At 62.4% G+C, this 25,191-nt stretch carries 27 protein-coding genes and 4 tRNA genes; 22 read left to right on the forward strand and 9 right to left on the reverse strand.

Going from position 1 to position 25,191, the window contains the following annotated elements; translation table 11 throughout:
* The first annotated feature begins 8 nt into the window (after positions 1-8).
* The 10 genes from tolQ to GCN75_RS18200 all read left to right on the forward strand — a co-directional run bounded on the left by tolQ (position 9) and on the right by GCN75_RS18200 (position 5,862).
* Positions 9-698 carry a protein TolQ gene (gene tolQ, locus GCN75_RS18155; protein WP_071078726.1) on the forward strand — a complete coding sequence of 230 codons (690 nt, stop codon included), beginning with the start codon at positions 9-11 and terminating at the stop codon, positions 696-698.
* A gap of 15 nt (positions 699-713) precedes the next feature.
* Positions 714-1,154 carry an ExbD/TolR family protein gene (locus GCN75_RS18160; protein ID WP_226941451.1) on the forward strand — a complete coding sequence of 147 codons (441 nt, stop codon included), beginning with the start codon at positions 714-716 and terminating at the stop codon, positions 1,152-1,154.
* Between the two features lie 48 nt (positions 1,155-1,202).
* Entirely contained in the window at positions 1,203-2,222 is a 1,020-nt protein-coding gene (gene tolA, locus GCN75_RS18165) for a cell envelope integrity protein TolA (protein ID WP_152283697.1), read from the forward strand.
* Between the two features lie 5 nt (positions 2,223-2,227).
* A complete protein-coding gene (gene tolB, locus GCN75_RS18170) occupies positions 2,228-3,496 on the forward strand; it encodes a Tol-Pal system beta propeller repeat protein TolB (RefSeq protein WP_442906297.1) in 1,269 nt (422 codons plus the stop codon).
* A 43-nt stretch (positions 3,497-3,539) separates the two neighbouring features.
* A complete protein-coding gene (pal, locus tag GCN75_RS18175) occupies positions 3,540-4,064 on the forward strand; it encodes a peptidoglycan-associated lipoprotein Pal (protein WP_152258016.1) in 525 nt (174 codons plus the stop codon).
* Between the two features lie 134 nt (positions 4,065-4,198).
* A complete protein-coding gene (gene ybgF, locus GCN75_RS18180) occupies positions 4,199-4,957 on the forward strand; it encodes a tol-pal system protein YbgF (protein ID WP_152258017.1) in 759 nt (252 codons plus the stop codon).
* 67 nt (positions 4,958-5,024) lie between these two features.
* Positions 5,025-5,100 (forward strand) — tRNA-Lys (locus GCN75_RS18185).
* A gap of 89 nt (positions 5,101-5,189) precedes the next feature.
* Positions 5,190-5,265 (forward strand) — tRNA-Lys (locus tag GCN75_RS18190).
* A 143-nt stretch (positions 5,266-5,408) separates the two neighbouring features.
* Positions 5,409-5,612 carry a type II toxin-antitoxin system RelB family antitoxin gene (gene relB, locus GCN75_RS18195; protein WP_152283699.1) on the forward strand — a complete coding sequence of 68 codons (204 nt, stop codon included), beginning with the start codon at positions 5,409-5,411 and terminating at the stop codon, positions 5,610-5,612.
* Complete coding sequence (locus GCN75_RS18200; protein ID WP_226941452.1) at positions 5,581-5,862, forward strand: type II toxin-antitoxin system RelE/ParE family toxin; 282 nt, start codon at positions 5,581-5,583, stop codon at positions 5,860-5,862. The genes relB and GCN75_RS18200 overlap by 32 nt, the downstream gene beginning before the upstream one ends.
* A 39-nt stretch (positions 5,863-5,901) precedes the next feature.
* On the opposite strand, the gene GCN75_RS18205 is transcribed toward GCN75_RS18200, so the two are convergent.
* The 3 genes from GCN75_RS18205 to GCN75_RS18215 form a co-directional block, all read right to left on the reverse strand.
* Positions 5,902-7,032, reverse strand: coding sequence for an acyltransferase family protein (locus tag GCN75_RS18205; protein WP_152283700.1), 1,131 nt, complete (start codon positions 7,030-7,032; stop codon positions 5,902-5,904).
* A gap of 129 nt (positions 7,033-7,161) precedes the next feature.
* Positions 7,162-8,550, reverse strand: a complete 1,389-nt coding sequence (locus GCN75_RS18210) for a hypothetical protein (RefSeq protein ID WP_152283701.1) — start codon at positions 8,548-8,550, stop codon at positions 7,162-7,164.
* Positions 8,551-8,626: 76 nt separating this feature from the next.
* Positions 8,627-8,941: an ArsR/SmtB family transcription factor gene (locus GCN75_RS18215; protein WP_152283702.1), complete on the reverse strand. Its 315-nt coding sequence runs from the start codon at positions 8,939-8,941 to the stop codon at positions 8,627-8,629.
* A 114-nt stretch (positions 8,942-9,055) separates the two neighbouring features.
* Between GCN75_RS18215 and GCN75_RS18220 the strand changes: the two genes are divergently transcribed.
* The gene (locus tag GCN75_RS18220) at positions 9,056-10,144 is read left to right on the forward strand and encodes an NADH:flavin oxidoreductase/NADH oxidase (protein WP_152283703.1); all 1,089 of its coding nucleotides are present in this window, start codon (positions 9,056-9,058) and stop codon (positions 10,142-10,144) included.
* Here the strand turns inward: GCN75_RS18220 and GCN75_RS18225 are convergent.
* Both GCN75_RS18225 and GCN75_RS18230 read right to left on the reverse strand, forming a co-directional pair.
* Positions 10,138-11,643: an MDR family MFS transporter gene (locus GCN75_RS18225; protein WP_226941453.1), complete on the reverse strand. Its 1,506-nt coding sequence runs from the start codon at positions 11,641-11,643 to the stop codon at positions 10,138-10,140. The two genes, GCN75_RS18220 and GCN75_RS18225, sit on opposite strands and share 7 nt — an antisense overlap.
* Entirely contained in the window at positions 11,640-12,098 is a 459-nt protein-coding gene (locus tag GCN75_RS18230; RefSeq protein ID WP_152283704.1) for a MarR family winged helix-turn-helix transcriptional regulator, read from the reverse strand. The genes GCN75_RS18225 and GCN75_RS18230 overlap by 4 nt, the downstream gene beginning before the upstream one ends.
* Before the next feature lie 130 nt (positions 12,099-12,228).
* Between GCN75_RS18230 and GCN75_RS18235 the strand changes: the two genes are divergently transcribed.
* The 3 genes from GCN75_RS18235 (at position 12,229) to GCN75_RS18245 (ending at position 13,493) form a co-directional block, all read left to right on the forward strand.
* A tRNA-Lys gene (locus GCN75_RS18235) sits at positions 12,229-12,304 on the forward strand.
* Between the two features lie 71 nt (positions 12,305-12,375).
* Positions 12,376-12,451 (forward strand) — tRNA-Lys (locus GCN75_RS18240).
* 508 nt (positions 12,452-12,959) lie between these two features.
* Positions 12,960-13,493, forward strand: coding sequence for a hypothetical protein (locus tag GCN75_RS18245; protein ID WP_152283705.1), 534 nt, complete (start codon positions 12,960-12,962; stop codon positions 13,491-13,493).
* A 131-nt stretch (positions 13,494-13,624) separates the two neighbouring features.
* Here the strand turns inward: GCN75_RS18245 and GCN75_RS18250 are convergent, their stop codons facing one another.
* On the reverse strand, positions 13,625-14,401 hold the full coding sequence (locus GCN75_RS18250) for an AraC family transcriptional regulator (protein ID WP_405002827.1): 777 nt from the start codon (positions 14,399-14,401) through the stop codon (positions 13,625-13,627).
* A 66-nt stretch (positions 14,402-14,467) separates the two neighbouring features.
* Between GCN75_RS18250 and GCN75_RS18255 the strand changes: the two genes are divergently transcribed.
* A complete protein-coding gene (locus GCN75_RS18255; protein ID WP_099664983.1) occupies positions 14,468-14,725 on the forward strand; it encodes a hypothetical protein in 258 nt (85 codons plus the stop codon).
* A 67-nt stretch (positions 14,726-14,792) separates the two neighbouring features.
* Positions 14,793-15,401 carry an IMPACT family protein gene (locus GCN75_RS18260; RefSeq protein ID WP_152283706.1) on the forward strand — a complete coding sequence of 203 codons (609 nt, stop codon included), beginning with the start codon at positions 14,793-14,795 and terminating at the stop codon, positions 15,399-15,401.
* Between the two features lie 260 nt (positions 15,402-15,661).
* On the opposite strand, the gene GCN75_RS18265 is transcribed toward GCN75_RS18260, so the two are convergent.
* Genes GCN75_RS18265 through GCN75_RS18275 form a run of 3 tightly spaced genes read right to left on the reverse strand, consistent with a single transcriptional unit; the run spans position 15,662 to position 17,078 of the window.
* On the reverse strand, positions 15,662-16,267 hold the full coding sequence (locus GCN75_RS18265; protein WP_152283707.1) for a hypothetical protein: 606 nt from the start codon (positions 16,265-16,267) through the stop codon (positions 15,662-15,664).
* A 33-nt stretch (positions 16,268-16,300) separates the two neighbouring features.
* The gene (locus tag GCN75_RS18270) at positions 16,301-16,690 is read right to left on the reverse strand and encodes a hypothetical protein (RefSeq protein ID WP_152283708.1); all 390 of its coding nucleotides are present in this window, start codon (positions 16,688-16,690) and stop codon (positions 16,301-16,303) included.
* Positions 16,691-16,700: 10 nt separating this feature from the next.
* Positions 16,701-17,078, reverse strand: a complete 378-nt coding sequence (locus tag GCN75_RS18275; protein WP_152283709.1) for a nuclear transport factor 2 family protein — start codon at positions 17,076-17,078, stop codon at positions 16,701-16,703.
* A gap of 262 nt (positions 17,079-17,340) precedes the next feature.
* Here GCN75_RS18275 and GCN75_RS18280 point away from each other — a divergent pair, with 262 nt between their 5' ends.
* The 6 genes from GCN75_RS18280 to GCN75_RS18305 all read left to right on the forward strand — a co-directional run bounded on the left by GCN75_RS18280 (position 17,341) and on the right by GCN75_RS18305 (position 24,680).
* Entirely contained in the window at positions 17,341-18,741 is a 1,401-nt protein-coding gene (locus tag GCN75_RS18280; protein WP_152283710.1) for an L-cystine transporter, read from the forward strand.
* 86 nt (positions 18,742-18,827) lie between these two features.
* Complete coding sequence (locus tag GCN75_RS18285; protein WP_152283711.1) at positions 18,828-19,592, forward strand: histidine phosphatase family protein; 765 nt, start codon at positions 18,828-18,830, stop codon at positions 19,590-19,592.
* A gap of 33 nt (positions 19,593-19,625) precedes the next feature.
* Positions 19,626-20,516, forward strand: a complete 891-nt coding sequence (locus tag GCN75_RS18290; protein ID WP_152283712.1) for an NAD(P)H-hydrate dehydratase — start codon at positions 19,626-19,628, stop codon at positions 20,514-20,516.
* Between the two features lie 112 nt (positions 20,517-20,628).
* Positions 20,629-23,136 (forward strand): TonB-dependent receptor plug domain-containing protein, encoded by a 2,508-nt coding sequence (locus tag GCN75_RS18295; RefSeq protein ID WP_226941454.1) that lies wholly within the window; start codon positions 20,629-20,631, stop codon positions 23,134-23,136.
* Positions 23,137-23,152: 16 nt separating this feature from the next.
* Positions 23,153-24,088 (forward strand): SAM hydrolase/SAM-dependent halogenase family protein, encoded by a 936-nt coding sequence (locus GCN75_RS18300; RefSeq protein WP_152283713.1) that lies wholly within the window; start codon positions 23,153-23,155, stop codon positions 24,086-24,088.
* Between the two features lie 259 nt (positions 24,089-24,347).
* Positions 24,348-24,680 carry a hypothetical protein gene (locus tag GCN75_RS18305; RefSeq protein WP_152283714.1) on the forward strand — a complete coding sequence of 111 codons (333 nt, stop codon included), beginning with the start codon at positions 24,348-24,350 and terminating at the stop codon, positions 24,678-24,680.
* The last annotated feature ends 511 nt before the right edge of the window (positions 24,681-25,191 follow it).

The raw sequence follows: 25,191 nt of genomic DNA on the forward strand, positions 1-25,191 counted from the left end.
GCCAGCCAATGAACGTTACACAAGATCTTTCTTTCCTCGCGCTCATCTCCAATGCCCATTTGATCGTGCAACTGATCATGGCCCTGCTGCTGCTGATTTCCCTGACCAGCTGGACCTACATTTTCCGCAAGATGTTTGCCGTGCGCCAGGCGCGCAAGCAGACCATCGAATTCGAACGCAGCTTCTGGGCCGGCGGCAACCTGCATGCGCTGCATCAAAGCGCCAGCGGCAACCGCGACCAGAGCGGCGCACTGGCCCGCATCTTCGATGCCGGCATGGGCGAATTCATCAAGGGCAAGGCATCGTACGGTTCGCGCGAAGCGCTGGACGTCGGCGCCGTGCTCGACGGCGCCCGCCGCGCCATGCGCGCCGCCTTCCAGCGTGAAATGGACGTGCTCGAATCGCACCTGGCCTTCCTCGCCTCCGTCGGCTCCGTCTCGCCCTATATCGGCCTGCTCGGTACCGTGTGGGGCATCATGAACGCGTTCCGCGGCCTGGCCAACGTGCAGCAAGCCACCCTGGCCGCCGTCGCGCCCGGCATTGCCGAAGCGCTGATCGCCACCGCCATCGGCCTGTTCGCGGCGATTCCCGCCGTCGTCGCCTACAACCGTTTTTCGCACGACATCGACCGCCTGGCGATCCGCTTCGAGAGCTTCGTCGAGGAATTCTCCAACATCCTGCAGCGCCAGTCGCGCTAAGAGGGAGCAAGGTCCATGGGTTCCTCATTCAATAGCGGCGGCATGCGGGGCGGCCGCGGCCGCAAGTTCAAATCCGAGATCAACGTCGTGCCGTATATCGACGTGATGCTGGTGCTGCTGATCATTTTCATGGTGATGCCGTCGTCGAACAATCCCAGCGTGGTGAACCTGCCCAACGCGGAAAAGTCGGCGAAACCGCCCGATGACTATATTCAGATCGTGCTCAAGCCGAATGGCTCGCTGTCGATCGGCCTGATCGACAAGGAGCAGCAGGCGCCGGAAACGGAACCGAATCGCGACGCCCTGCTGCGCAAGCTGCGCGGCTTGCACGAAACCAATCCCGAGTATCCCGTGATGATCGCGGGCGACAAGGAAAGCAAGTACGACGATGTGATCCAGCTCATTTCGGAAGCGAAAAAGATGGGCATTACCCGCGTCGGCCTGGCCACCAAGTAAGCGCAGCATCCTGTTTCCAGACTTGACCGTTTTTAGATAGACTAGACTTTGCAGACCAAACAAATCGACCATGTACTCGGCAAGCCCTACCGCGTGCCGCGCGAACGCAGCCGCTGGCCCTCGCTGGGCCTGGCGCTGGCGATGCACCTTGGCCTGCTGTTTTTCCTGTGGGTAGGCGTACACTGGCAAAATACGGAACCGGTGGCCGTCGAAGCGGAAGTATGGGACATGCAGGTGCAGACGGCCGCGCCGCCGCCCGAGGTGGCGACGGCACCGGAGCCGACACCAACGCCGCCGCCGGAACCGCAAGTGGAACAGCCGGCCCCGCCGCCACCGCCGCCCGTGGCCGCGCCCGAGCCGAAGGTCGACCTGCGCGAGGCGGAGATCGCCCTGGAACGCAAGAAAGCCAAGCTGAAGGAAGAAAAAGACAAGGCGGCAGCGGAAGAACGTCGCAAGCAGGAATTGAAGGAACGCGAGGAAGAAAAGCGCGAACTGGAAAAGCAGAAGCAGAAAGAAAAAGACAAGGCTGAAAAGCTGGAAAAAGAAAAGGCCGACAAGCTGGAGAAAGCCAAGCTGGCCAAAGAGAAAGAAAAAGCGGCGGAAGAAAAAGCCGAGAAAGAACTGTCCGATAAAAAAGCGGCAGCGGAAAAAGCGGCCAAGGCGAAAAAAGCGGCGGAAGAAAAGAAAGCCGCCGACAAGGCGCGTGACGCGGAAATGAGCCGCATCACGGGCGCGGCGGGCGCCGGCACGACGGGCACGGCCGCGAAAGCGACCGCGCCACGCAAGGACAGCGGCTATGTCGCTGCCCTGACGAGCAAGATCAAGAGCAATATCGCGTACAGCGGTAGCACGGACGTGCCGGGCAACCCGCGCGCCGTGTTCAAGATCGAGCAACTGCCAACTGGGGAAATTATTTCGGTCCGAAAGATTAAAAGTAGCGGCCTGCCGGCGTATGACAGCTCGGTGGAAAACGCCATTAATAAATCGTCGCCACTGCCGAAGAAAAAAGACGGCACCGTGGAACGCGAGATTGAACTCATATTCGAGATGAAGGATTTGCCTAAATGATGACCATGAAAAAAATGAGCTATGTCGTGCTCTGCGCCGGCCTGATGCTGGGAGCGTCAGGCGCCCAGGCGCAGCTGCGCGTGGAGATTACGGGGATCGGCAGCAACCAGATCCCGGTGGCTGTCGCCAGCTTTGTCAATGAATCGGCGGCGCCGCAATCGCTGTCGGGCATCATCAAGGCCGACCTGGCCCGCAGCGGCGTGTTCAAGCTGATCGACGCCGATGCGCCCGTGTCGGAAACGGCGCCCGTCAGCTACGAACAGTGGAAGTCGCGCGGCGCCGATGCGCTGGCGGCCGGCACCGTGCAAAGCATGGCCGATGGCCGCCTGGACGTGCGCTACAAGCTGTTCGACACCATCAAGGGTGCGCAGATCTCCAGCATGAACAATGCGGCCGCGCCCCAGTTCAACCGCCTGCTCGCGCATAAAATCGCCGATGACATCTACGAGAAGCTGACGGGCGTCAAGGGCGCGTTCGCCACGCGCATCGCCTACGTCACGCAATCGGGCCGCGAATACCGCCTGGAAGTGGCCGACGCCGATGGCGAAGGCATCCAGGTCGCCCTGCGCTCGAACGAGCCCATCATTTCGCCGTCGTGGTCGCCGGATGGCACCAAGGTCGCGTATGTGTCGTTTGAAAAGAAAAAGCCCATCGTCTACGTGCAAAACCTGGTGACGCGCCAGCGCACCATCGTGTCGAATGAAAAAGGCAGCAACTCGGCACCGAGCTGGAGCCCGGACGGTTCGCGCCTGGCCGTGGCCCTGTCGCGCGATGGCCATACCCAGGTCTACACCGTCAATGCCGACGGCAGCGGCTTGCGCCGCGTCAGCAGCAGCAGCGGCATCGATACGGAACCCCAATTCTCGGCCGATGGCCAGAGCATTTACTTCACCAGCGATCGCAGCGGCGGACCACAAATCTACCGCATGTCGGTCAACGGCGGCGAAGCCAAGCGCGTGACGTTTGGCGGCCCCTACAACATCAGCCCGCGGATTTCGTCCGACGGGAAGACACTCGCTTATATTTCCCGTCGCGACGGCAATTTCCAGCTCTACGCGCTCGACCTGGCTAGTGGCCAGGAACTGCGCCTGTCGGACACCGCCAACGACGAATCACCGAGCTTTTCGCCCAACGGGAAATATATCATGTACGCGACCGAATCCGGACGACGCAAGTCGCTGGCAGTGGTATCGGTGGATGGCCGCGTCAAACAGCGTTTGACTACGCAAGCTGGCAATATCAAGGAGCCCACCTGGGGTCCTTTCATGAAGTAAATGCTGTACAGTTTCACCTTTAACCATGACCCGGAGAATAAAAATGAGTAACTTTAAAAGTTTGGCTTTCATCGCCGCTACCGCAGCCCTGCTGTCCGCCTGCAGCACCCCAGTTAAAGTAGCAGAAACCCCAGTGGTTGAGCGCGCTCCTGAAAAAGCAGCTCCAGCACCAGTTGACACCCGTCAAGTTCAGCCAGTGACGACCGCATCGGTCGATCCGCTGGACGATCCAAAAGGCGTGCTGGCTAACCGCAGCATCTACTTCGACTTCGACAAATACGTCGTGCGCGAAGCGGACACCCCAGTCGTGCAAAATCACGCTGCTTACCTGGTAAAAACCCCAGCTCGCAAGATCCTGATCCAAGGTAACACCGATGAACGCGGCGGCGCCGAGTACAACCTGGCCCTGGGCCAGAAACGTGCTGAAGCAGTGCGCAAGTCGATGGCTGCCCTGGGCGTGCCAGAAGGCCAAATGGAAGCCGTGTCGCTGGGCAAAGAAAAGCCTAAAGCACAAGGCAGCAACGAAGCAGCATGGGCTGAAAACCGCCGCGCTGACATCGTTTATTGATGTTTACAGGTGAGCGCCGCAGCATTGACGCTTACCTAACTGGCCAGTCATAGGCATAATAATGGGGCGCAGCGCGGTGATTCACCGCCCGGCGCCCCGTTTGCATGTTTGCGTAACCTTTGAAAGCCCGACCCATGATGACATTCTCGAAAGCCGGCGTTGCCGCTGCCTTGATGGCCGCGTTTGCCTACCTGCCCCTGCACGCCAACGCCGCCCTGTTCGACGACGACGAAGCGCGCAAGGCCATCCTGGAGCTGCGCGCCAAGGTCGACGCAATGGCGCGCGACCTGAACAGCCGCATCGACGCCAAGGCGGACAAGACCAGCACCTTGAGCCTGCTCAACCAGCACGACCAGACCATGCAGGAGATCGCCCGCCTGCGCGGCCAGATCGAAGTACTGGGCAATGACCTGGCGAACACGCAAAAGCGCCAGAAGGATTTCTACACCGATATCGACGCGCGCCTGCGCAAGCTCGAGCCGCGCCAGGTCACCATCGACGGCCAGGAAGCGGCCGTGGGCGTATCCGAGCAAAGCGCGTATGAAACGGCGTTTGGCCAGTTCAAGTCGGGCGACTACAAGGGCGCCGTCACGGCACTGGATGCCTTCGTGAAACGCTATCCGGAATCGGCCTACGCGGCCAACGCGCAATACTGGCTGGGCAACGCCTATTACGCCCAGCGCGACTGCAAGAGCGCCATCACGGCCCAGCAGGCAGTGCTGAAGAACTATCCGGACAGCCCGAAGGCGGCCGACGCCATGCTCAACATCGCCAGCTGCTACACGGAGCTGAAAGACAAGGCAAACGCCACCAAGACCCTGAACGCCCTGATCTCGCGCTACCCGGACTCCAGCGCGGCCCAGACGGCCAAGGAACGGGCCGGCAAAAAGTAAAACCGGGGAAAAAGTTGCCCGTTAGGTTTGACAGAATCCCGGGCACCCCCTATAATCTTTCTTCTTCGGGTCGTTAGCTCAGCTGGTAGAGCAGCGGACTTTTAATCCGTTGGTCGCAGGTTCGAATCCCGCACGGCCTACCACGAATACGCAGTACTGATCTGCTTGCGAGTTGTTATAGCAAGCATTTTTTTACGGCACAGTGTTACCGAAGTTGTTGTAAAAAGTTTTTGGGTCGTTAGCTCAGCTGGTAGAGCAGCGGACTTTTAATCCGTTGGTCGCAGGTTCGAATCCCGCACGGCCTACCAAATACTACGAAGAAGCCAACCGTTCGCGGTTGGCTTTTTTGTTTTCAGCGGTATCGCTTGCACGGCATACCATCGCTGACACAAATCAAACACCTTGCCACCCGCGATACACCCCTGCCGGACTGTCGTATAATCAGACAATCATGAACGGCACCCCATCCTCGACAACGTCCGAATTTGAGACGACGGAAGCAGCCGAAACCTATGACCGCTGGTTTCGCGCAAAAGTAGCGACATCAATAAATGATGACCGCCCTGCCCGTCCACATGAGGCGGTCATGGCGCAACTGAGGAAAATCGTCGCAGCCCAGCCTGATGACCATGCTGCCGATTCTATGGAAGACTGAAGCGCAGGAAGATCTGACCGCGATCCTCACCTACATCGCGCAGCGCAACCAGGCAGCGGCACTTCAGCTTTACAACGACATCGACAGCGCCATTTCACAACTTCCGCTTCATCCCCACCTATATCGAACTGGCAGAGTTGTTGGCACGCGTGAACTGCTTGCTCATCCAAACTATGTCGTCGTATATCGCGTTGACGCAAACGCGATAGAAATTCTTGCCGTCATGCATACACGGCAACTATATCCCTGAGCAACAATCCCCTGCCCTTGTCAGGCGGGATGCCAGCTTTTAACGCGACGCCAACACCGGCCTGCCCGCCAGATGCGCGAGCACACCGCCCATCACCCGCCCCAGCGGCACCTCCACCCAACGGTGAAACGCGGCGCCTGCCGCCAGGCTGGCGCCCCAGGCCGTCAGCATGCCCAACGCCTGCCAGGCAGGTTCCAACGGGACATAGGCAGTGAACAAGGCATTCACCAGCAGGCTGACGGGGAAGTGGACGAGGAAGACGGCGTACGAGATGCGGCCCAGGGCGTTGACGACGGCCCAGGCGCGGCCTGCGGACGGCGTGCGGGCGCGGCCGAACAGGCACAGCGCGCAGGCGACGACCAGGGCCAGGGCGATGCGGCTGCGGTAATCGATGGCCAGGGCCAGCAGGACGGGCACGGCGGCCATGGTCATGAGCAGGGCCATGGCGGCAGGCTTGCGCCTGGGGTCGCCGGCCCACCAGGCCAGCATGCCCAGGCCATAGCTGCCGAAGAAATACGGCGCCCAATTGTCCCAGCCAGGGTCGAGATTGAAATACAGCAGGGAAAACGCGATGCCCATGGTGACGGCCAGCGGCATCAGCCAGTGCCGGTGCCGCTGGCCCGCCAGGCGGCCGCCCAGCCACAGCAGCGATACCGTCAACATGTACAGCTGGAAATCGATGGCCACGTACCAGGCGCCGGCCGACAGCGATTCATAGCCCAGCACGCCATGCAGCAGCAAGGCATGGGCGCTCAGCTGGCCCAGGGTGACGGCGGCCGACATGGAGTCGTGCATCATCCAGATGCCGGCCACGGGCGTGATGACGGCCGCCAGCAAGGTGGCGGCCAGGAAAGGCGGCGCCAGCTTGGCATAGCGGCGCCAGACGGCTTGCAGCGGGGCAGCGATGCCGGGACGGCCGGCGGGCGAGAGGGATTTGGCGACGAGGAAGCCGCCGATGACGAGAAACACTTGCACGGCGATGCGCGCGCTGCCGCCCAGCCAGTCCAGCAGCGCAGGCCACAGGGGCTGCACGTAGTCGGACATGGGGCCATAAAACGCCAGATGGTGCAACACGATCAACTGCGCCGCGCCCGCCTTTAATACATTGATCCAGCCAAACTGCGGACGATTTGCCAGGTCCGCCTGTGATACCGCTGCTGCTACCGTCATTCCCATCCCTTGCCATGCCAGGTCGTCTCGCCAGCCCATCGCGCAACAGGCGCGCGGCCGGGGATTTACCGAAAGGCCGACATGATAGCCGAGCCTGGCACTTCGGTGACGCGCGGCAGATCGGCAATATCAGTCCCTGCGCGAAAAATCGGCGCGCAGCAGGGTCTGGATGATGCTGCCGCCCTGCACGTTCGCGCGCACCACGACCGCCATGGACGGCATGACGAACATCACGCCGGGCTGCTCTTCCATGCTGCCGATCAGCTGCTCCAGGTCGCGCCCCAGCGACTCGGGCCGCTTCAGCTGCTGCGCCAGCTGCGCCGCGCACCGGCCCTCGTTGCCGCTGCGGCGCGGGCATTCGTCGACGCGCACGAACGGCGTCTTGCTCTCATGCAGGCGCGCGGACAATTGCGCCGCCACCGCTTCCGGCGCACCATCCAGATACAGGTGGTAAGACGCGCCGCTGCAGCACACCCTGGAAAACAGCAGCAAGCCTATCCTCGATCCGAAGGCGCTGGCGGGGGCCGAAGGCACATAGGCAAATGGCGGCGCGTCGCCATCGCCTGCATAAGTCTTGCGCAGCTCGGCAGCGTTCGGCCGGCGCCAGCCTGGCAGGCAGGCGGCGTTGGCAGCGGCAAAGCAGCTGCGGTAACCGCTCTGATCGCTGATAAACAATTGCTCGACAGCATTGCGTGTGCCGGCCGCGCCCGGCGCGACACCGTCCGGCCTGACCTCCCAGCTGCCCGCGCCATTCTTGTGCCAGGCGAGCGCCGTGTGCGACCAGGCCCACAGCCGCTCGTACGGGTTGAATTGGTAGATGGGCGCGTCAGCCAGATATATTTTCGGCAGGGGGATGGGCTCGCGCCGCTTGCCGTCCGCATCGACCACCAGCACCACGGACGGTGCATACTCGCTGTCGACATACGCATATGCCTGCCCATCGGGCGAGATGGCTGCCAGGACATGGGCGTACAGGCTGTCGTCGCCTTCAGGTGGACTGGGCAGCACGGTGGTTTTCACCGGCAAGGCGCTCAACAGGAAACCGGGACGCTGACTGCCGGGAAAATAGCGCACGCCGGGCGACAGGGGAAAGCCATGCGCGTACGTCTCGTTGCCCTGGTAGCCGTCTTTCGACGCCGCGATCTTCTCGACCACGGCCTTGCCCGCCCGCTCGTGGACCAGCGCCAGCACGCCGTCGTCCTCCCGCAGTTTGACGAAATACACGGGCTGGGTGAATTCCGTCCAGCGCTCGATGCCATCGGCGGCCTGGACGACGACTTTATCGCCGTAGATCAACCGCATGGAGTTGTTGTGGGTGGACATCAGGGAGCCGCCACCCTGGCGGTACTCGACCGACAAGGCGGCAAACCGCCCATATGCATCGGCCCTGGTCACCTTTTCGCCACGCTTCAGCACGGCGGCATATTCGCCCGTGGCCGGCTCCGTGTAAGGCCAGCAGCCAGTCAGCAGTACGAAAGCGGTGGCGCACCACCAGCGATGCCGTGCAGAAATCTTCATGCGTGCTCAATCCTTCAGCCTGGAACTGCAGCACATGCTGCAAATTCGGCAATCTTGCAGGCATTCTACGGCAGATTCAGGGCTGATTCGCTTGCGGCTGGCGCAGGATCGCCTCCAGCAAGCCGGGGAAGCGGCTCTCGATGTCGGCGCGGCGCAGGGTGTTCATGTGCGTGGTGCCCGCGTTTTCCGTGTAGACGAGGCCCGCTTCGCGCAAGACCTTGAAATGGTGGGAGACGGTCGATTTCGGCCGCCCGCCATCGAGATCGCCGCAGGCGGCCGCCTCCACGCGGGCCAGGTGGCGCACGATGTCGAGGCGGATGCTGTCGCTCAAGGCGTACAGCACGCGCTCGAGGACGAATTCGCTGGCGGAGGGATGTTTGTGTGGGCGCATGAGCAGAATCATACCGCATCGGCTATACTAATTCCATTCTTCGAATATTTACGAACTACCGAATCAGCATCAAACTATTTTTCCTTCAATCATTCAATCAAGATAAAGGCCACCATGTCCGCCCTCTTCCAGCCCTACACCCTCAAAGACATCACCTTGCGCAACCGCATCGCCGTGCCGCCCATGTGCCAGTACATGGCCGTCGATGGCCAGGCCAACGACTGGCATCTGTCGCATTACGCGGGCATGGCCCGGGGCGGCGCAGGCCTGGTGATCGTCGAAGCGACGGCCGTGGCGCCCGAAGGCCGCATCACGCCCGGCTGCACGGGCATCTGGAACGATGACCTGGCGCAAGCGTTCGTGCCGGTGGTAAAGGCCATCAAGGCGGCCGGTTCCGTGCCCGGCATCCAGATCGCCCACGCAGGCCGCAAGGCCAGCGCCAACCGCCCATGGGAAGGCGACGACCATATCGCGCAAGGCGATGCGCGCGGCTGGCAAACCATCGCGCCGTCCGCCATCGCCTTTGGCGGCGGCTTGCCGAAGGTGCCGCGCGCCATGGACCTCGACGATATCGCCCGCGTGCGCCAGAACTTCGTCGACGCGGCAATCCGCGCCCGCGAAGTGGGCTTCGAATGGCTGGAACTACACTTCGCCCACGGCTACCTGGCGCAAAGCTTCTTTTCCGCCCACTCGAACCAGCGCGACGATATCTATGGCGGCAGCGTGGAAAACCGCAGCCGCTTCCTGCTGGAAACATTGAAAGCCGTGCGCGCCGTATGGCCCGAGCACCTGCCGCTGACCATCCGCTTCGGCGTGCTGGAATTCGACGGCCGCGACGAGCAAACCCTGCTCGAATCGATAGCCCTCGTGCGCCAGTTCAAGGATGCCGGCATGGATATGCTCAGCGTCAGCATGGGCTTCACGATTCCCGACGTATCGATTCCGTGGGGCCCCGCCTTCATGGGCCCGATTGCTGAAAGAGTCCGCCGCGAAGCGGGTGTGCCCGTCTCGTCCGCCTGGGGCTTCGGCACGCCGGCCATCGCCGAGCGCGTCGTCAAGGAAGAGCAGCTGGACGTGGTGATGGTGGGCAAGGCGCACCTGGCCAATCCCCACTGGGCCTATTTTGCCGCCAAGGAACTCGGCGTCGAGCGCGCCTCGTGGGTGATGCCGGCGCCGTACGCACACTGGCTGGAACGCTACTGATCAGCTTTCGCTTTCGCCGCTGCCGGATGCCCCTCCAGGGGCAATTCCGGCAGGAACAGCAAGGCGAGCAGCCCCAGTAACAGCAGCACGGCGCCGGCGCCAAACACGCTGGCAATCGCGTGGCGGTAGACTTCCACCGTCTGCACGGCCGCGTGCGCGCCCAGCGCCGAGACGGCTTCCACGCCATGCTGATGCAGCTGGCGCGCAAGAATGGCGCCCGATGCCGTCACGCCCAGCAAACCGCCCAGCGAGCGGAAGAAGGCCAGCATGGCCGTGCCCACGCCGCGCCGCGCCAGGGGCAAGGCATTTTGCACGGCGATCGTCATGTTCGGCATCACCAGCCCCAGTCCCGTGCCGAGGAAGAAGATGGCCGGCTCGATGATCCAGTAACCGCGCGACGTTTCCATGGCCCAGGCCAGCACGGCAAACGCCAGCAGCGCCACGGCCAGCCCCGCCACCTGCACCATCTTGTACTTGCCCGAGCGCGACAGCACCCGGCCGTTGAACATCGACGACGCCACCAGCCCCACCATCATGGCCACCGTCATCACGCCGGACTCCGCCGGACTCGTCCCCATCACCAGCTGGAAGAACAGGGGAAAGAAGACGCTGGCACCCATCAGGCCCATGAAGGTCATGGCCATCACCAGGCTGGCGATATTGAAGGTGCGGTTCTCGAACAGGTCGGGCGGCAGCACGGGTTCATCCACCCGCCCCACGTGGAAGGCCAGCCAGATCCCCAGCAGCACGGCGACGCCGCCGCTCACCTTGACGGCCAGCGCATCCCACGGCCATTCCGTGCCGCCCAGCGCCAGCACCAGCAGGGCCGCCGTGATGGCGCCCGTCAGCAGGACGGACCCCAGGTAATCGATCTTGTGCGCATGAGTGCGCACGGGCTTGCGCATGGCGCGCGCGATGATGACAAAGGCGGCGGCACCGATGGGCAGGTTCACATAGAAAATCCAGTGCCACGACAGGGCATCCGTGATGACGCCGCCCAGCACGGGCCCCAGCACGCTGGTGACGGCAAACACGATGGGCACCATGCCCTGCCGCTTGCCCCGCTCGGCGGGCGGCACGATGTCGCCGATGATGATCTGCGCCAGCGGCATGAAGCCGCCCGCCCCCAGGCCCTGGATGGCGCGGAAGATGATCAGTTCCGTCATGTTCTGCGCCAGCCCGCACAGCACGGAACCGAGCAAAAAAGTCAGCAAGGCAGTAAAAATCATGGGGCGGCGGCCATACTGGTCGGCCAGCTTGCCGTACAGGGGCATGGTGGCCGTCGAGGCCAGCACATAGGCCGTGACCACCCACGACAGGTGCGCCATGCCACCCAGGTCATCGACGATGCGCGGCAGGGCCGTGGCGACGATGCTCTGGTCCAGCGCGCCCAGGCCCAGCACGGCCATCAGGCCCAGGTAGATGGCGCGCACTTCGCGCTCGGTAATGGGCTTGGCCGCGTCCTTTGCTACGCCCGCGGCGTGATCGTGGCCGCTCATGCCTGGCCAATCTCGAGCAACGGTTGCATGGCGGCGGCCAGCGCGTCCATCTGCTGCGGCGACAGGCGGGCGATGCGCCGCGCCAGCGCATCGCGGCGGCGCGCGCGCAAGGTGTCGAGGATGGCCAGGCCTTGGGCGGACAGGCGCAGGCCCGAGCGGCGCCGGTCCTGCGGATCGGGCGCGCTGCGCTCGACGAGCCCCGCCACCTCCAGCGCCTTGACCTGGGCGCTGACGGTAGGCCCGCGCACGTTCTGCAGGCGCGCCAGCGCGGCCACGCCGATGCCGGGCTGCTCGTGGATCAGGGCCAGCAGCATGTACTGCATCATCGATACGCCGCCTTCCAGCTCGCCCCCTTCGCGCTGCATGGAGCGCAGCAGGCGCTTGAACGCCGTGCGCAATTCATCGGACAGCGCCAGCGCGCGCTCGGGGATGGGAAAGTCTTCGTCAGGAGTCATGGGATCATCAATATAGGTAGGCTATCTATCTATATTAGTCCGCGTATGCCCGCCATGCAAGGCTTTTTTCCGTCCATGTCCCGTCCAGCCCTTCCCAAAACCGCCGTTGGCCGTCATAATAGCCGCCCTTGGGTCGTTAGCTCAGCTGGTAGAGCAGCGGACTTTTAATCCGTTGGTCGCAGGTTCGAATCCCGCACGGCCTACCAAGATTCAGTCGTCAGCATGGCAAGCATGTTGATACGGCACAGTGTTACCGCAGCAAGTAGTCAAAGTTTTTGGGTCGTTAGCTCAGCTGGTAGAGCAGCGGACTTTTAATCCGTTGGTCGCAGGTTCGAATCCCGCACGGCCTACCAAATACTTCATAAAAGCCCACGAATTTCGGTTCGTGGGCTTTTTTGTTCTACGTTTCCATCCTATTTCGAGCATATTCCAACAAGGGATGTGCTTGCCTCAAACAGTTTTTCATAATATATGGCGCCCGCAGGCGCCACTCCTCTTGCAATCTCAAGCTCGCTCTTTTAGGTGAAATTTCGGGGCACAAGCATTACTAAATCAACATCATTTATCCCCCTCAAAAATACTCAACCTTCTCTATCATTTGATGCTGACCAACTGCATATTTTTATAATTATCGTTACAAAGTATGTACATTGGGCGAAATTTAAGGAGTATTCTCCTAAAATAAATTCGACACAGAATTTTCTTCAGAGAATTCATTTTTAAAGCACTCATTAAATTTCAATCATTCCAACCATGATCAACATCATTCCCAAAGTGGAAATTCATTAGGATTTTTTTGAGAAATAGATTAGAGAGTCGAATTTTCAGAAACCAGAGACTACGTTAAAAATGAGAGAAATAATGCCATTCGAATTTCACCACCTCGATGCACGTACCCGTACGTTCATGACATCAGAAATTAATAGTGACCTGCACGCCGAAAAGCTGTACTTCAGCGACAATCTTAGTGAAGAAGGTTGTGCCAACTATCCAATACTTCTTCTCGACGCAGCCAACGACGGAAATGACTCTTCTCTAGCTGGATCGTTAGTAGCGAGCTTTAAGTCCCATGAGAAGCCACGCAAGCTCGCATCTGGCGGCTACTCTAAACCACCAATCATGCGAAATAATGCCCACGAAATGTTAGCCGAAGGGGAATTCAATCGTTTCTATATGCGAGCTATTTGTCTTCGAGCCATGGAAGATAATATCCGTACTGTCATCGTGTACAGGGCAAAGGAGGTGAATAATGCTCGTTCCGCATCGGAAGAAATGATAGGTCAACACATGTCGGCGGAGGCACTCTTAAATGATCTGCGCACTCATGTTGGCGTTGATTTGGCACTAGGACTGCCGCCAGGACCGAACTCAGGTCTAAGTGTGAGGTTACCATAGAGGGATTTAAATTCTAGCTTGATGCAAGAACTTAATCTTTCATTACAGATTCGCACTCTACTCTGCCTACAAATAATAGTATTCGGCAAATAAAAAACCAACTGCTGCGGTTGGTTTTTTTATTTATATTGCTAGCTGCTCCCTCTATACCTCCCCGGCGTAACTCCCATCACGCGCCGGAACATGGCGATGAAGGCGCTGACGTTGCCGTAGCCCAGGTCCAGCGCGATCGTCGTGACGGGCTGACCTGCGGCCAATAATTCCAGGGCGCGCAGGATGCGGGCGCGCTGGCGCCAGGCTGTTGGCGTAAAACCCGTCTCCAGCGTGAAGCGGCGCGCCAGGGTGCGCGGCGATACGCCGGCCCAGGCAGCCAGCGCGTCCACGCCCCGCTCGTCGGCCAGGTCGTCAAGCACGGCGCGCGCCACGCGCAGCAGGCGCGGGTCCGTGGGGAGCGACAAGCCGAACGGCTCGTGCGGCGCGGCGGCGATCTCGTCGAGGATCACGCCTGCCACCCGGGCCTGGCGCGCGTCCAGCGCGCCGTCGTCCCATTCGCTGGCGCGGCCCGCCGCCTCGCGCAGCAGGCCCGAGACGCGCATCACGCACGGCGCGGCAGGCAAGCTGGCGCAACTGGCCTCGTCCACATACACGCTCCAGCCCGCAAACGGGCCATGCGAACGCAACGCATGGACGTGATGGGGCGGCATCCACACGCAGTGGCTGGCGGGCACCACCCACTGCCCATGATCGGCAGCCACGGAAAGCAGGCCACGCTCGGCGCCGAACAGCTGGCCGCTGGCATGGCAGTGCGGCGGTGTCACCCGCTCCTGCGGCTGGGACATGCGCAGGGCGTGCAGCGGCGCCAGCAGCATCGGCGGCAAGATTGGCGGATTTGACGTATCGATAGTCATAAACAACGCAGGCAAGACAATCCCGTCATCATACAGTGGAGTCTTTCCATTATTCAGGAGTACAGCATGCGTGCAGAAGACGTGTTACCGGATCAACAAAACCAGGGCCAGTTCAATGGCGTCACCGTACGCAAGGGCACGGTAGGGGCGTTCCTGGCGAATGCCCGGCTGTGGCTGGACGACACGAGCAGCAGCGCCGAAAAGGCCATCGCCGAGCGCGACATCCTCGACGCCCTGCCCGCCCTGCACGCGCTAGGGCTGTTCGACATCGTGCAAGTGCGCGATGCCGCGCTACGCGAACTGGTATCGCCATCGGCCGCGTAGGCGGCACTGGCTCGTCGCGGGCGCGCATTTCCTCTATCATGCTGCTTTGCCCGCCTTCGCACCCGCCATGCCGTTTACCATTGCCGCCCCCGTCCACAGCGAACTGATCATCAAGAAAAGCCGTTTCATCGGCTGCGTGCAGCCGATGACGGACCGCGCCAGCGCGCAACAGGTGGTCAACGACTTGAAGGCGCAGCATCCGGGCGCCTGCCATGTGTGCTGGGCGCTGCTGGCGGGCGGGCAATCGGCGGCCGTCGATGATGGCGAACCGAGCGGCACGGCCGGGCGCCCCATGCTCGACGTGCTGCGCCACCAGGACCTCGAAGGCGTGCTGGCCACCGTCGTGCGCTACTTTGGCGGCATCAAGCTGGGCGCGGGCGGCCTCGTGCGCGCCTACACGGACAGCGTGGCGCAGGCGCTGCTGCAGGCGGAAAAGACGGCCATCGTGCGCCAGTGTACCCTGCGCTGCACGGTGCCGTATGCGATGGAAGGCATGCTGCGCCGCGAACTCGAGGGCGCCGGCGCCACCCTGCTGAACGTGGCGCACGCCGATACAGTGCTGTTCGATTTCAGCCTGCCGGAAACGGCGGCCACCGCCCTGCTGGCCCACCTGCATGAGGCGGGCAATGGACGGATACAGTGGCTGGACGCGCAGGAAGGCGATGACCAGTCATAGTCAACCGGTGCAGTCCGGCAGACATGATGGATGGCCATAAGCACCCCATTGAAAACCTATCTGCTTGTGCAGGACTACGCTGATCCACCACCACGGCGAAATCGCCTGCATTGCCGGGCATATAATTTCCGCAGTCCGGACAGATGCCCGCAGCGGCATGCCCGCCCGTCCACGCTGCATTGGCGTCCACCGCATCCATTCCACAAGAATACAGATGCCACCTGTATTTTTTCATGGCCTTGCCTTGAAAACCGCCATCGTCATGGATAGCGCTGCTCCTGATATCCATTCGCAAACACGTGGAGAATATTGTCCATCTTTCCGTCCACATAGCCGAACAGGATCTGATATCCGGCAGGGTTTTCCTGGCCATGCTCTCTCTGCCGGACCATGATGGAATGGAGGCGATCATCGTCATACCGGTAATCGTAGCTCCCTACGCCAAATTTTCCGAAATTGATGTCCTGTGCGATGCGTGCCCCGTCAAGGAAACTGAGCATGACATTCCTCAAGCTCCCTCCCGCATTGAAGTGCACACTTTTCAGTGTGCCGCGCTCATGAAAATAGAAGCTCCTGTTGATGACGGCAGCAGATCCGCCATAGTTTTCCACCAGGATGACCCGGCCTTCCCCATCGAAATAATAGACATGGATATCTTTCAGCGCCGCGGGCAGCGACTTCAGCTCTTTTCCCGGCTTGAAGCCGGCCCTTTGGACTTCGAAAGGCCGGACGTTACATAACGGCCCTTTGCTGATCAGCGTTCGCGCCACGCGCAGTTTGACGGCATCCAAATACGTCGCCATGAAAAAGTCGGATTTCGACGCGATCGCGTGGAATTGCTCGCCCAGTTTTTGGATTTCACTCATGCCATATCGCTCCCGCTACGCCCCTTCCAGCAATCAAGCTTGGCGCGGGCGCTTGATCTGCAACAAGATGAAGTGCGTCCACGCCAGCGCCGGCAGTACCAGCAACAGCAGCATCAGTCCGGCCGGCATGTCCGGCACGAAACGCACGAAGCAGGCGAGAAATCCGGCGATGGCCAGCCAGAAGCGCCAGTTGAACGCATACGCCTTGCGCGCCACCGTCGCCAGCGCGATGCGCCAGAATTCCAGCAAGGCCCACAGGCCGCCCGTCAGCAGCAGCGCGGCCAGGGCATTGGCGCCGGGGGCGTCGGCCCAGGTGCGCACCAGGTTGTACAGCAGCACGGGATAGCCGGCCGTGATGGCCAGGGTGGCGGGGCCGGCGGCGATGACAGCTTCCAGCAGCTGCCCTTTGGAACGATGATCCACTCAATTACCCCTATGCCACGACGCCCGAATGGGCGGCGATCACTTGCAGCGCGCCGGCGCCATCCTGCGCCCAGACGCGCGTAAAACGGAAGTCGCCATGCGTTTCCACGTCGTGATAGCTGCCCGTCAGCTGCATGCGCACGGAGACCACGGCCACATGGCCAGTGATGCGCACATGGCGCTCGGAGGCGCGCAGCTCGGTGATCGTCAGCAAGCGCTGCTCGTGCGCGGCCAGGTCCGCATGCTTGCTCAGCAAGTGACCCAGATGGTTGGTAAACAGCAAATCGTCAGCCAGCAAGACAGTCAGTGCGGCCACGTCGGACGCCATCATGGCCAGGCGCAAGCGCTCTTCCGCATCGAGCACTTGTACTTCCGTTAAAGCATTCATCTTTTTCCTTATTAAAATAACGCGCGCATCTTAGCAAACGGAAAACCATGCTGGCACGAAATAGCCAAATTCACAATCATCCAGAAGGCTTATGCCTGTGGAGCATATTCATATAGCGTAATATTCGCAGCAGCATTGCGCAGAACGCCCCCATAGTACTGTACAGTGCTTGCCCTTTCGCCCCAGGCTGGGGCAGCTGTTACTTGTAGTAAAGTTCTCATGCTCTCTGCAGTCTCGAATAAAACCAAGATAAGGCCCCCACATGGCAATTAACATCATTCTGAACCTGCTCGTTGCGCTGATCGTCTTCGCCCTCATGTTCCACCAGCAGCGCAAGCACGCCACGTTCACCGTGCGCGTCTTCACGGGCCTGGGCCTGGGCGTGCTGCTGGGCGCGGCCGCGCAAGCGCTGTATGGCGCCGGTTCGCCCGTCATCGCCGGCACCAATGAATACATCGACATCGTCGGCAGCGGCTATGTGAAATTGCTGCAAATGATCATCATGCCGCTGATCATGGTCTCCATCATTTCCGCCATCCTGAAACTCAAGGACGCGAGTTCCCTGGGCAAGATCAGCGCGCTGACCATCGGCACCCTGCTCATCACCACCACCATCGCCGCCGCGCTGGGCATCCTGATGGCCAAGCTGTTCGGCCTGACGGCTGTCGGCCTGACGTCGAGCGCCGCCGAAGTGGCGCGCGGCGTGCAGCTGCAAGGCTCGCTGGAAACGGCAAAGGCCCTGTCCTTGCCGAAACTGCTGGTCAGCTTCGTGCCCACCAACCCCTTCCTCGACATGACGGGCGCGCGCAAGACGTCGACCATCGCCGTGGTAGTGTTCTCCATCTTCATCGGCATCTCCGCCACGGGCATCGCGGTGAAAAAACCGGAAATCTTCGCTTCCTTCGAAAACTTCATGAAAGTGGCGCACGCCATCGTCATGCGCATGGTCACCCTGGTGCTGCGCCTGACGCCGTACGGCGTGTTCGCGCTGATGTTTGAAGTGGTGGCCTCGTCCAGCTACACGGACATCTTGAAACTGATCAACTTCGTCGTCGCCTCGTACAGCGCGCTGATATTGATGTTTCTCGTGCACCTGGCCATCATCGCCGGCGTGGGCCTGAACCCGCTGCGCTTCGTGAAAAAGGTCTTCCCCGTGCTGGCCTTCGCGTTTACCTCGCGCACCAGCGCCGGTTCGATCCCGATGAGCGTGCAGACGCAAACCCAGCGCCTGGGCACGCCGGAAGGCATCGCCAATTTTGCCGCCTCGTTCGGTTCGACCATCGGCCAGAACGGCTGCGCCGGCATTTACCCCGCCATGCTGGCCGTCATGATCGCCCCCACCGTGGGCGTCGATCCATTTACGATCAGCTTCCTGCTGCCATTGCTGGCCATCATCACCATCGGTTCCGTCGGCGTGGCCGGCGTGGGCGGCGGCGCCACGTTTGCCGCCCTGATCGTGCTGTCGGCAATGGACTTGCCCGTCGCCCTGGCCGGCTTGCTCATTTCCGTCGAACCGCTGATCGACATGGGCCGCACGGCCCTGAACGTGAGCGGCTCGATTACGGCCGGCACCGTCACCAGCCGGGTCATGGGGCAGACCGACCTGGCCGTCTACAACAGCGACGACGCGCCCGACCTGGACGAGGCAGAGCACGCCGCCTGAGGCTAGCGGCAAGAACAGCGGCGCGCCGCGCCTTGCCGCTTTCGTCTATATTGATTCGCAATCAATACGGAGGAAGGCGCGAGGCGATGGAACAAAAATGGCCGCAGCAAATCTGGATCGTGCGTCACGGCCAAAGCGCCGGCAACGTGGCGCGCGATGCTGCCGAAGCGGAACAACAGCTGTCGATCGCCATCGCCGAGCGCGATGTCGATGTCCCCCTCTCCAGCCTGGGCGCGCGCCAGGCGCAAGCGCTGGGCGACTGGTTCGCCACCCTTCCCCCTGAACAACAACCAACGGTCGTACTGTACTCGCCCTACGTGCGGGCGCAGCAGACGGCGCAAGCCGTGCTGGCACGCATCGATGCGGACAGCTTGAACTCCGTGGTGGCGGACGAGCGCCTGCGCGAAAAGGAGTTCGGCATCCTCGACCGTCTGACCGCGCGCGGCATCGCCAGCAAGTACCCGGAACTGCACGAGCAGCGCCAGCACGTGGGCAAGTTTTACTTCCGTCCTCCCGGCGGCGAAAGCTGGTGCGACGTCATCCTGCGCCTGCGCAGCGTGCTCGACACCATCACCCGCGAATACCGGGGCGAACGGGTCCTGATCGTCGGCCACCAGGTCATCGTCAACTGCTTGCGCTACCTGCTGGAACGCTGCGACGAGCAAGCCATCCTGGCCATCGACAAGGCGGCCGACGTGCCCAACTGCGGCATCACCTCGTACGCCTTCAATCCCGCCCTGGGCAGGCAGGGCAAGCTGCAGCTGGACCTGTGCAACTTCGTCGCCCCGCTGGAAGCGGCCGGCACTCCCGTCACGGCCCAGCCCGACATGCCGGCCGCGCCCAAGTCCTGACCCCGGGCCGAGCCCATCATCAAGAGGTGCCCCATGCCCGCCACGCAAATCACGCCCTCCCTGCTGCGTTCCTGGCCCCTGCCCATGCCCCGGCCCGACGGTGACAAGGAAGTGCGCGGCCATCTGCTGATCGTCGCCGGCTCGGCGGAAATGCCGGGCGCCATCGTACTGGCCGCCACGGCCGCCCTGCGGGCGGGCGCGGGCAAGCTGACCCTGGCGACGGGCGCGTCGGTGGCGACGCAGGTAGCGATGGCCATGCCCGAGGCGCGGGTCATCGGCCTCGATGAAACGGCGCTGGGCGGCTTCCGACACGAAGCGCAGTACCAGCTGGCGCCGTTGGCGGGCAAGGTGGACGCCGTCCTCGTGGGGCCAGGCATGTGCGACACGGCAGCCAGCTGCGAGCTGATGCGCCACCTGCTGCCCCTGTTTGCCGCCAGCCGCATGATCCTCGACGCGGGCGCCATGCAGGTTGTGCGCAAGCCGGCACAGCTGCGCTCGCCTTTCACCTTCCATCAACCCGTGCTGCTGACTCCGCATGCGGGCGAGCTGGCGCAGCTGATGGGCTTGTCGAAAGACGCCGTGCTGGCCGATCCGCTTGGCTGCGCCGTGGCAGCGGCGCAGCGCTGGCATGCCATCGTCGCCTTGAAGGGCGCGCTGAGCGTGCTCGCCATGCCCGACGGCAGCACCTGGACGCATGCGGGCGGGAATGTGGGGCTGGCCATTTCCGGTTCGGGCGACACCCTGGCCGGCATCATCTCGGGCCTGGCCGCGCGCGGCGCCCCGCTGGAGCAAGCGTGCGCCTGGGGCATCGCCGTGCATGCGCTGGCGGGCGACCAGCTGGCACTGCGCTTCGGCGTGCTCGGCTACCTGGCGCGCGAAATCCCGGCCGAGATTCCGGCCCTGCTGCGTCACCTGGCGGCGTAAAAACAACAGCATAAGCATATCCAGAAAGAATCGTTAGCGCACACCGCCACCTCCCTTAAGCTCATTGCAACTGTTTCCACACCGACACTAATCGAGCCCAAAGGACACCGCCTTGCACCCGCGCCATTTTCCAGCACCACCCGCCATTCCCGCCACGCCGCTGCGCGCCATCGTGCTTGCCTGCGCCATGCTGGGCGCACCCGCCGCCTGGGCCCAGGAGGCACAGACGGCCGCCGGCACTGACACGGCCACGGCCACGGCCAGCATCGACCAGGTCACCGTCGTCGGCTCGCGCGCGCGCAACCGCACCGTCTTCGACAGCAGCGTGCCCATCGACCGCTTCGGCGCGCGCGAAGTGAGCAATGCGCTGTCGACTGGTGACGTGGGCGCGGCCCTGCAAAACCTGTCGCCCTCGATCAACTTCCCCCGCATCGAATCGAGCGGCGCGTCGGACTCCGTGCGCGGCATCCAGCTGCGGGGACTGGCGCCGGACCAGGTGCTGGTGCTGATCAACGGCAAGCGCCGCCACACGAGCGCCGTGCTCGACACGGAAAGCAGCTTTGCCGGCACGGTGCCGGTGGACATCAATGCGATACCGCCCAACGCCATCGATCACATCGAAATCCTCCGCGACGGCGCCGGCGCCCAGTACGGCAGCGACGCCGTGGCGGGCGTCATCAACATCGTGCTGAAAAAAGCCCGCACGGGCGGCTCCGCTGCCGTCAGCTATGGCGCCAACCACACGCATTTCGAGCCCACCGATCGCACCTTGACGGATGGCCAGACCGTCATCGTCAACGCCGACTATGGCGTGCCGCTGGGCGAGGCGGGCTACTTCCGCTTCGGCGCGGAAACGCGGCGGCGCTCGCCCACGGAACGGGCCGGCCCCAGCGACGCAGGCTGGACGTCCTACAACTTCACGCCAGCCGACCAGGCGCTCGATGGCAAGGTGGTATTCAAGTCGGGCGACTCGCGCCAGCGCAACAACTATTTGTTCTACAACACCCAGCTCACGCTTGAAAACGGCCTGGACCTGTACTCGTTTGCCACCCTGAACGAACGCGCATCGGACGGCAGCGCCTACTTCCGCTATCCGGGCGACCCGTCGAACGTAGCAGCCCTGTATCCGAACGGCTACCGCCCCGTCACCAATGGCGACAAGCGCGACCTCAGCATCGTGGCCGGCGTGCGCGGCAGCGCGGGCGAGTGGAACTGGGATGCCAGCGCGCGCCACGGCAGCGACCGCTTTGACTACGGCGTCAGCCACTCCGTCAACGCCTCGCTGGGCGCGGCCAGCCCCACGCGCTTCAGCCTGGCTGGCTTCGATTTCCGCCAGAACGCCCTGAACGTCGATGCCACGCGCAGCATCGACCTGGGCTTGCCCGCCCCCTTGAGCGTGGCCGTGGGCGCCGAATGGATGCGCGAAACCTACACCAGCTCGGCCGGCGACCCCGCTTCGTATGCGGCCGGCAGCTTTACGGATGCGCCACCGGGCGCGCAGGCGGGACCGGGCTTGCGCCCATCGGACGCCTACGACGGCAGCCGGCAGATCCGCTCCGTGTATGCAGACGTGGAAAGCGATCTCACGCCGCGCCTGCTGGTGGGCGCCGCCGCCCGCTATTCCCACTACAGCGACTTCGGCAGCGCCAGCACGGGCAAGCTGTCCACGCGCTACAAAGTGACGGAAAATGTCCTCGTGCGGGGTTCGCTGTCGAACAGCTTCCGCGCACCGGCCCTCGTGCAGACGGGCTTCCGCTTCGCCACCCTGAATTTCAACGCCGATGGCACGGCCCTGCAAACGTCGGCCCTGCTGCCGGCCAGCGACCCGCTGGCGCGCAGCTTTGGCGCGCAGCAGCTGAAACCGGAAAAGTCGACCAACGTCTCGCTGGGCCTGGCCTGGAAACCGGCCGCCGCCACCAGCGTGACGGTGGACGCCTACGTGATCCGCATCCGCGACCGCATCACGCGTTCCAGCGACTTGCAAAGCGACGCCGTCACCGCCTACCTGGCCGCCAATGGCCGCAGCGACATCCAGTCCGTGGCCTACCTGGCCAACCTGCTCGACACGCGCACAAAAGGCCTGGACGTGGTGCTCAATCACGATCTGGCATTCGCTACAGGCAAGCTGAACCTGAACGCGGCGCTCAACCTGAACAAGACAACGCTCGACCAGGTGCGCCAGAGTTCTGCCGCGCTGGCCAACATCGATCCCAGTTTGAGCCTGCTGACGGAGACGGGTTTGTTCCGCATCAAACACGCGTCACCCGCCAGCAAATTGATACTGGGCGCCGACTGGCAGGCGGCAGGCTGGGGCGTGCAGGCGCGCGCCACACGCTTTGGCGAGCTGAAAGATTTTTCGTACGACAGCGATGCGCCCCTGATCGACGGCATCCCTGCACAGCGTTTCGGCGCCGTCTGGTCGCTGGACCTGGAAGGTCAATTGAAACTGAGCAAGCAGCTGACCTTGAGCGTGGGCGGCAACAATATCCTCGACCGCTATCCGCAGCGCGTACGGGAAACGAATAACGCCACCTATGGCGGCGCCCTGCCCTACAATTTCATCAATCCCATCGGCGTCAATGGCGCGTATTTCTACGCCAAGCTGAGCTACACCTTCTAGGACACGGAAAGAGCATATGATCATCAACCGAATTTCTCACCTCGCCTCCCACCTCGTCGCCGGCGCCTGCCTGAGCGCCCTCCTGCTGTCCAGCGCCCAGGCTGCCGCGCCGCTGGTGCTGATGACGGACTTCGGCACGGCCGACGGCGCCGTATCCGCCATGCATGGCGTCGCCTATGGCGTCGACCCGCAGCTGACCATTTCGGACCTCACGCACCAGATTCCCGACTACGACATCTGGCTGGGCGCCTACCGTTTGTACCAGACGGCCAATTATTGGCCGCAAGGCACGGTGTTCGTTTCCGTCATCGACCCGGGCGTGGGCACCAACCGCAAGTCCGTGGTGCTGAAAACCAAGGGCGGACGCTACTTCGTGGGGCCGGACAATGGCCTGTTCACCCTGATCGCCGAACGCGACGGCGTGGCCGAACTGCGCGAAATCGATGAAAAGGTCAACCGCCTGGCCGGCTCCGCCGAGTCCTACACCTTCCATGGCCGCGACGTGTACGCGTACGTGGGCGCGCGCCTGGCCTCGGGCGCCATCAGCTATGAGCAGGTGGGTCCGCAACTGCCGAACGAATCCGTCGTCAAGATTGCATATCAAAAACCTGTGCGCGATGGCCATACCATCCGCGGCATCGTGCCCGTGCTCGACGTCAAGTATGGCAATGTGTGGACGAATATCCCGAAATCCCTGCTCGACGAATTGCAGGTGAAACTGCACGATCCGCTGCAAGTGCGCATTTTGCACAAGGGTAAGCAAGTGGCCAAGGTCACCGCGCCATTCGAGCACACGTTCGGCGGCGTCGCCAAGGGCAAGCCGCTGGTCTACCTGAACAGCCTGCTCGATGTTGCCGTGGCCATCAGCCAGGGTGACTTTGCTGCCAAACACCACGTCGCCTCGGGCGTGGATTGGGAAGTGGAAGTGAGCAAGGCCCCTGCCGCCAAATAAACCGTCGCCTGCGGCCAGGACGCCCTGTCCTGGCCCATTCTCTCCCGTTCACGTGGCGCGCTTGCGCCATGTCAAAGCGGATCGCCGCTCCTGCCGCCGATGGCCGCTGATTTGTAAATCCGGTGAACCTGCGCGCCCCTGCCTACTCTAATTTTTGCAAGCGATGCCAGCCTTGCTACGACGGCCTGCCCGCACGGTGGCAGACGGCCTGGCGAGGTACGATCACCCACGACAGCTTTCCAACGAGAAAGGAACAATCATGACGGCTCCACTCCCTAGCACCAGCAAGCTTGTCCTCGGCACCGCCATCGTGTGCGCGCTGCTGGCCGGTTGCAACAAGCACAACGAGACCACCAACGCCACCCCGCCAGCCACGCCCGCGACACCCGCCACCACGCCAGGCACGAACGGCAGCGGCACCTCGGGCACCAGCGGCACGACCACGCCGGACGCCACTGCGCCTGCCACCCCATCCGTTGCACCGGGCACCAATCCCGACGGCACGACCATGCCGCCGGCCACCCCGCCCGGCACTACGCCTGGCACCGGGACCGGGACCGGCACCACCACGCCACCGCCGCGCAGCAGCTAAAAGCCCCGTCCGCTTCGCCCCGGCAGCGGACCGCGCATACCGTCCTCGCATGCCGTCCTGGCGTGCCGTATTGCATGCCGTATTTGCTGCCGTATTTGCTTGCGCTATTTTTCATCCCGTATTTGCCTGCTGTATTTGCCTGCTGTATTTGCCTGCTTTATTTAGCTACTTTATTTAGCTGCTTTATTTACCCGCGGCATTTCAACGCAGTACCAAGTAATCCTCAGGAAATTATTGTGCAGTTATGACGAACAGAGCCGGATGCCATGCAAGGCGCCCGCTGCGACCCAGTGCAAGCACTGCTGGCAGTGGGCAACGCCGCAGAGCGCCGGTTATGGAAGTCAGAAATCACCATAATTTATTGGGGCTTACTTGGCACGCGGTATGAACAGATGGCATCGGCGCGGCGCAGAAAGAGCCTTCCCGCGAAGGCTCTTTTCGCATCCCCGCTCTGCTACGGCGCATTGCGGCATGGCGCCCTTGATCCGCCACCCTTGATCTCGCCGGCGCT

Origin of the sequence: Janthinobacterium violaceinigrum (assembly GCF_009208555.1) — a bacterium.
Lineage (GTDB): Bacteria > Pseudomonadota > Gammaproteobacteria > Burkholderiales > Burkholderiaceae_D > Janthinobacterium > Janthinobacterium violaceinigrum.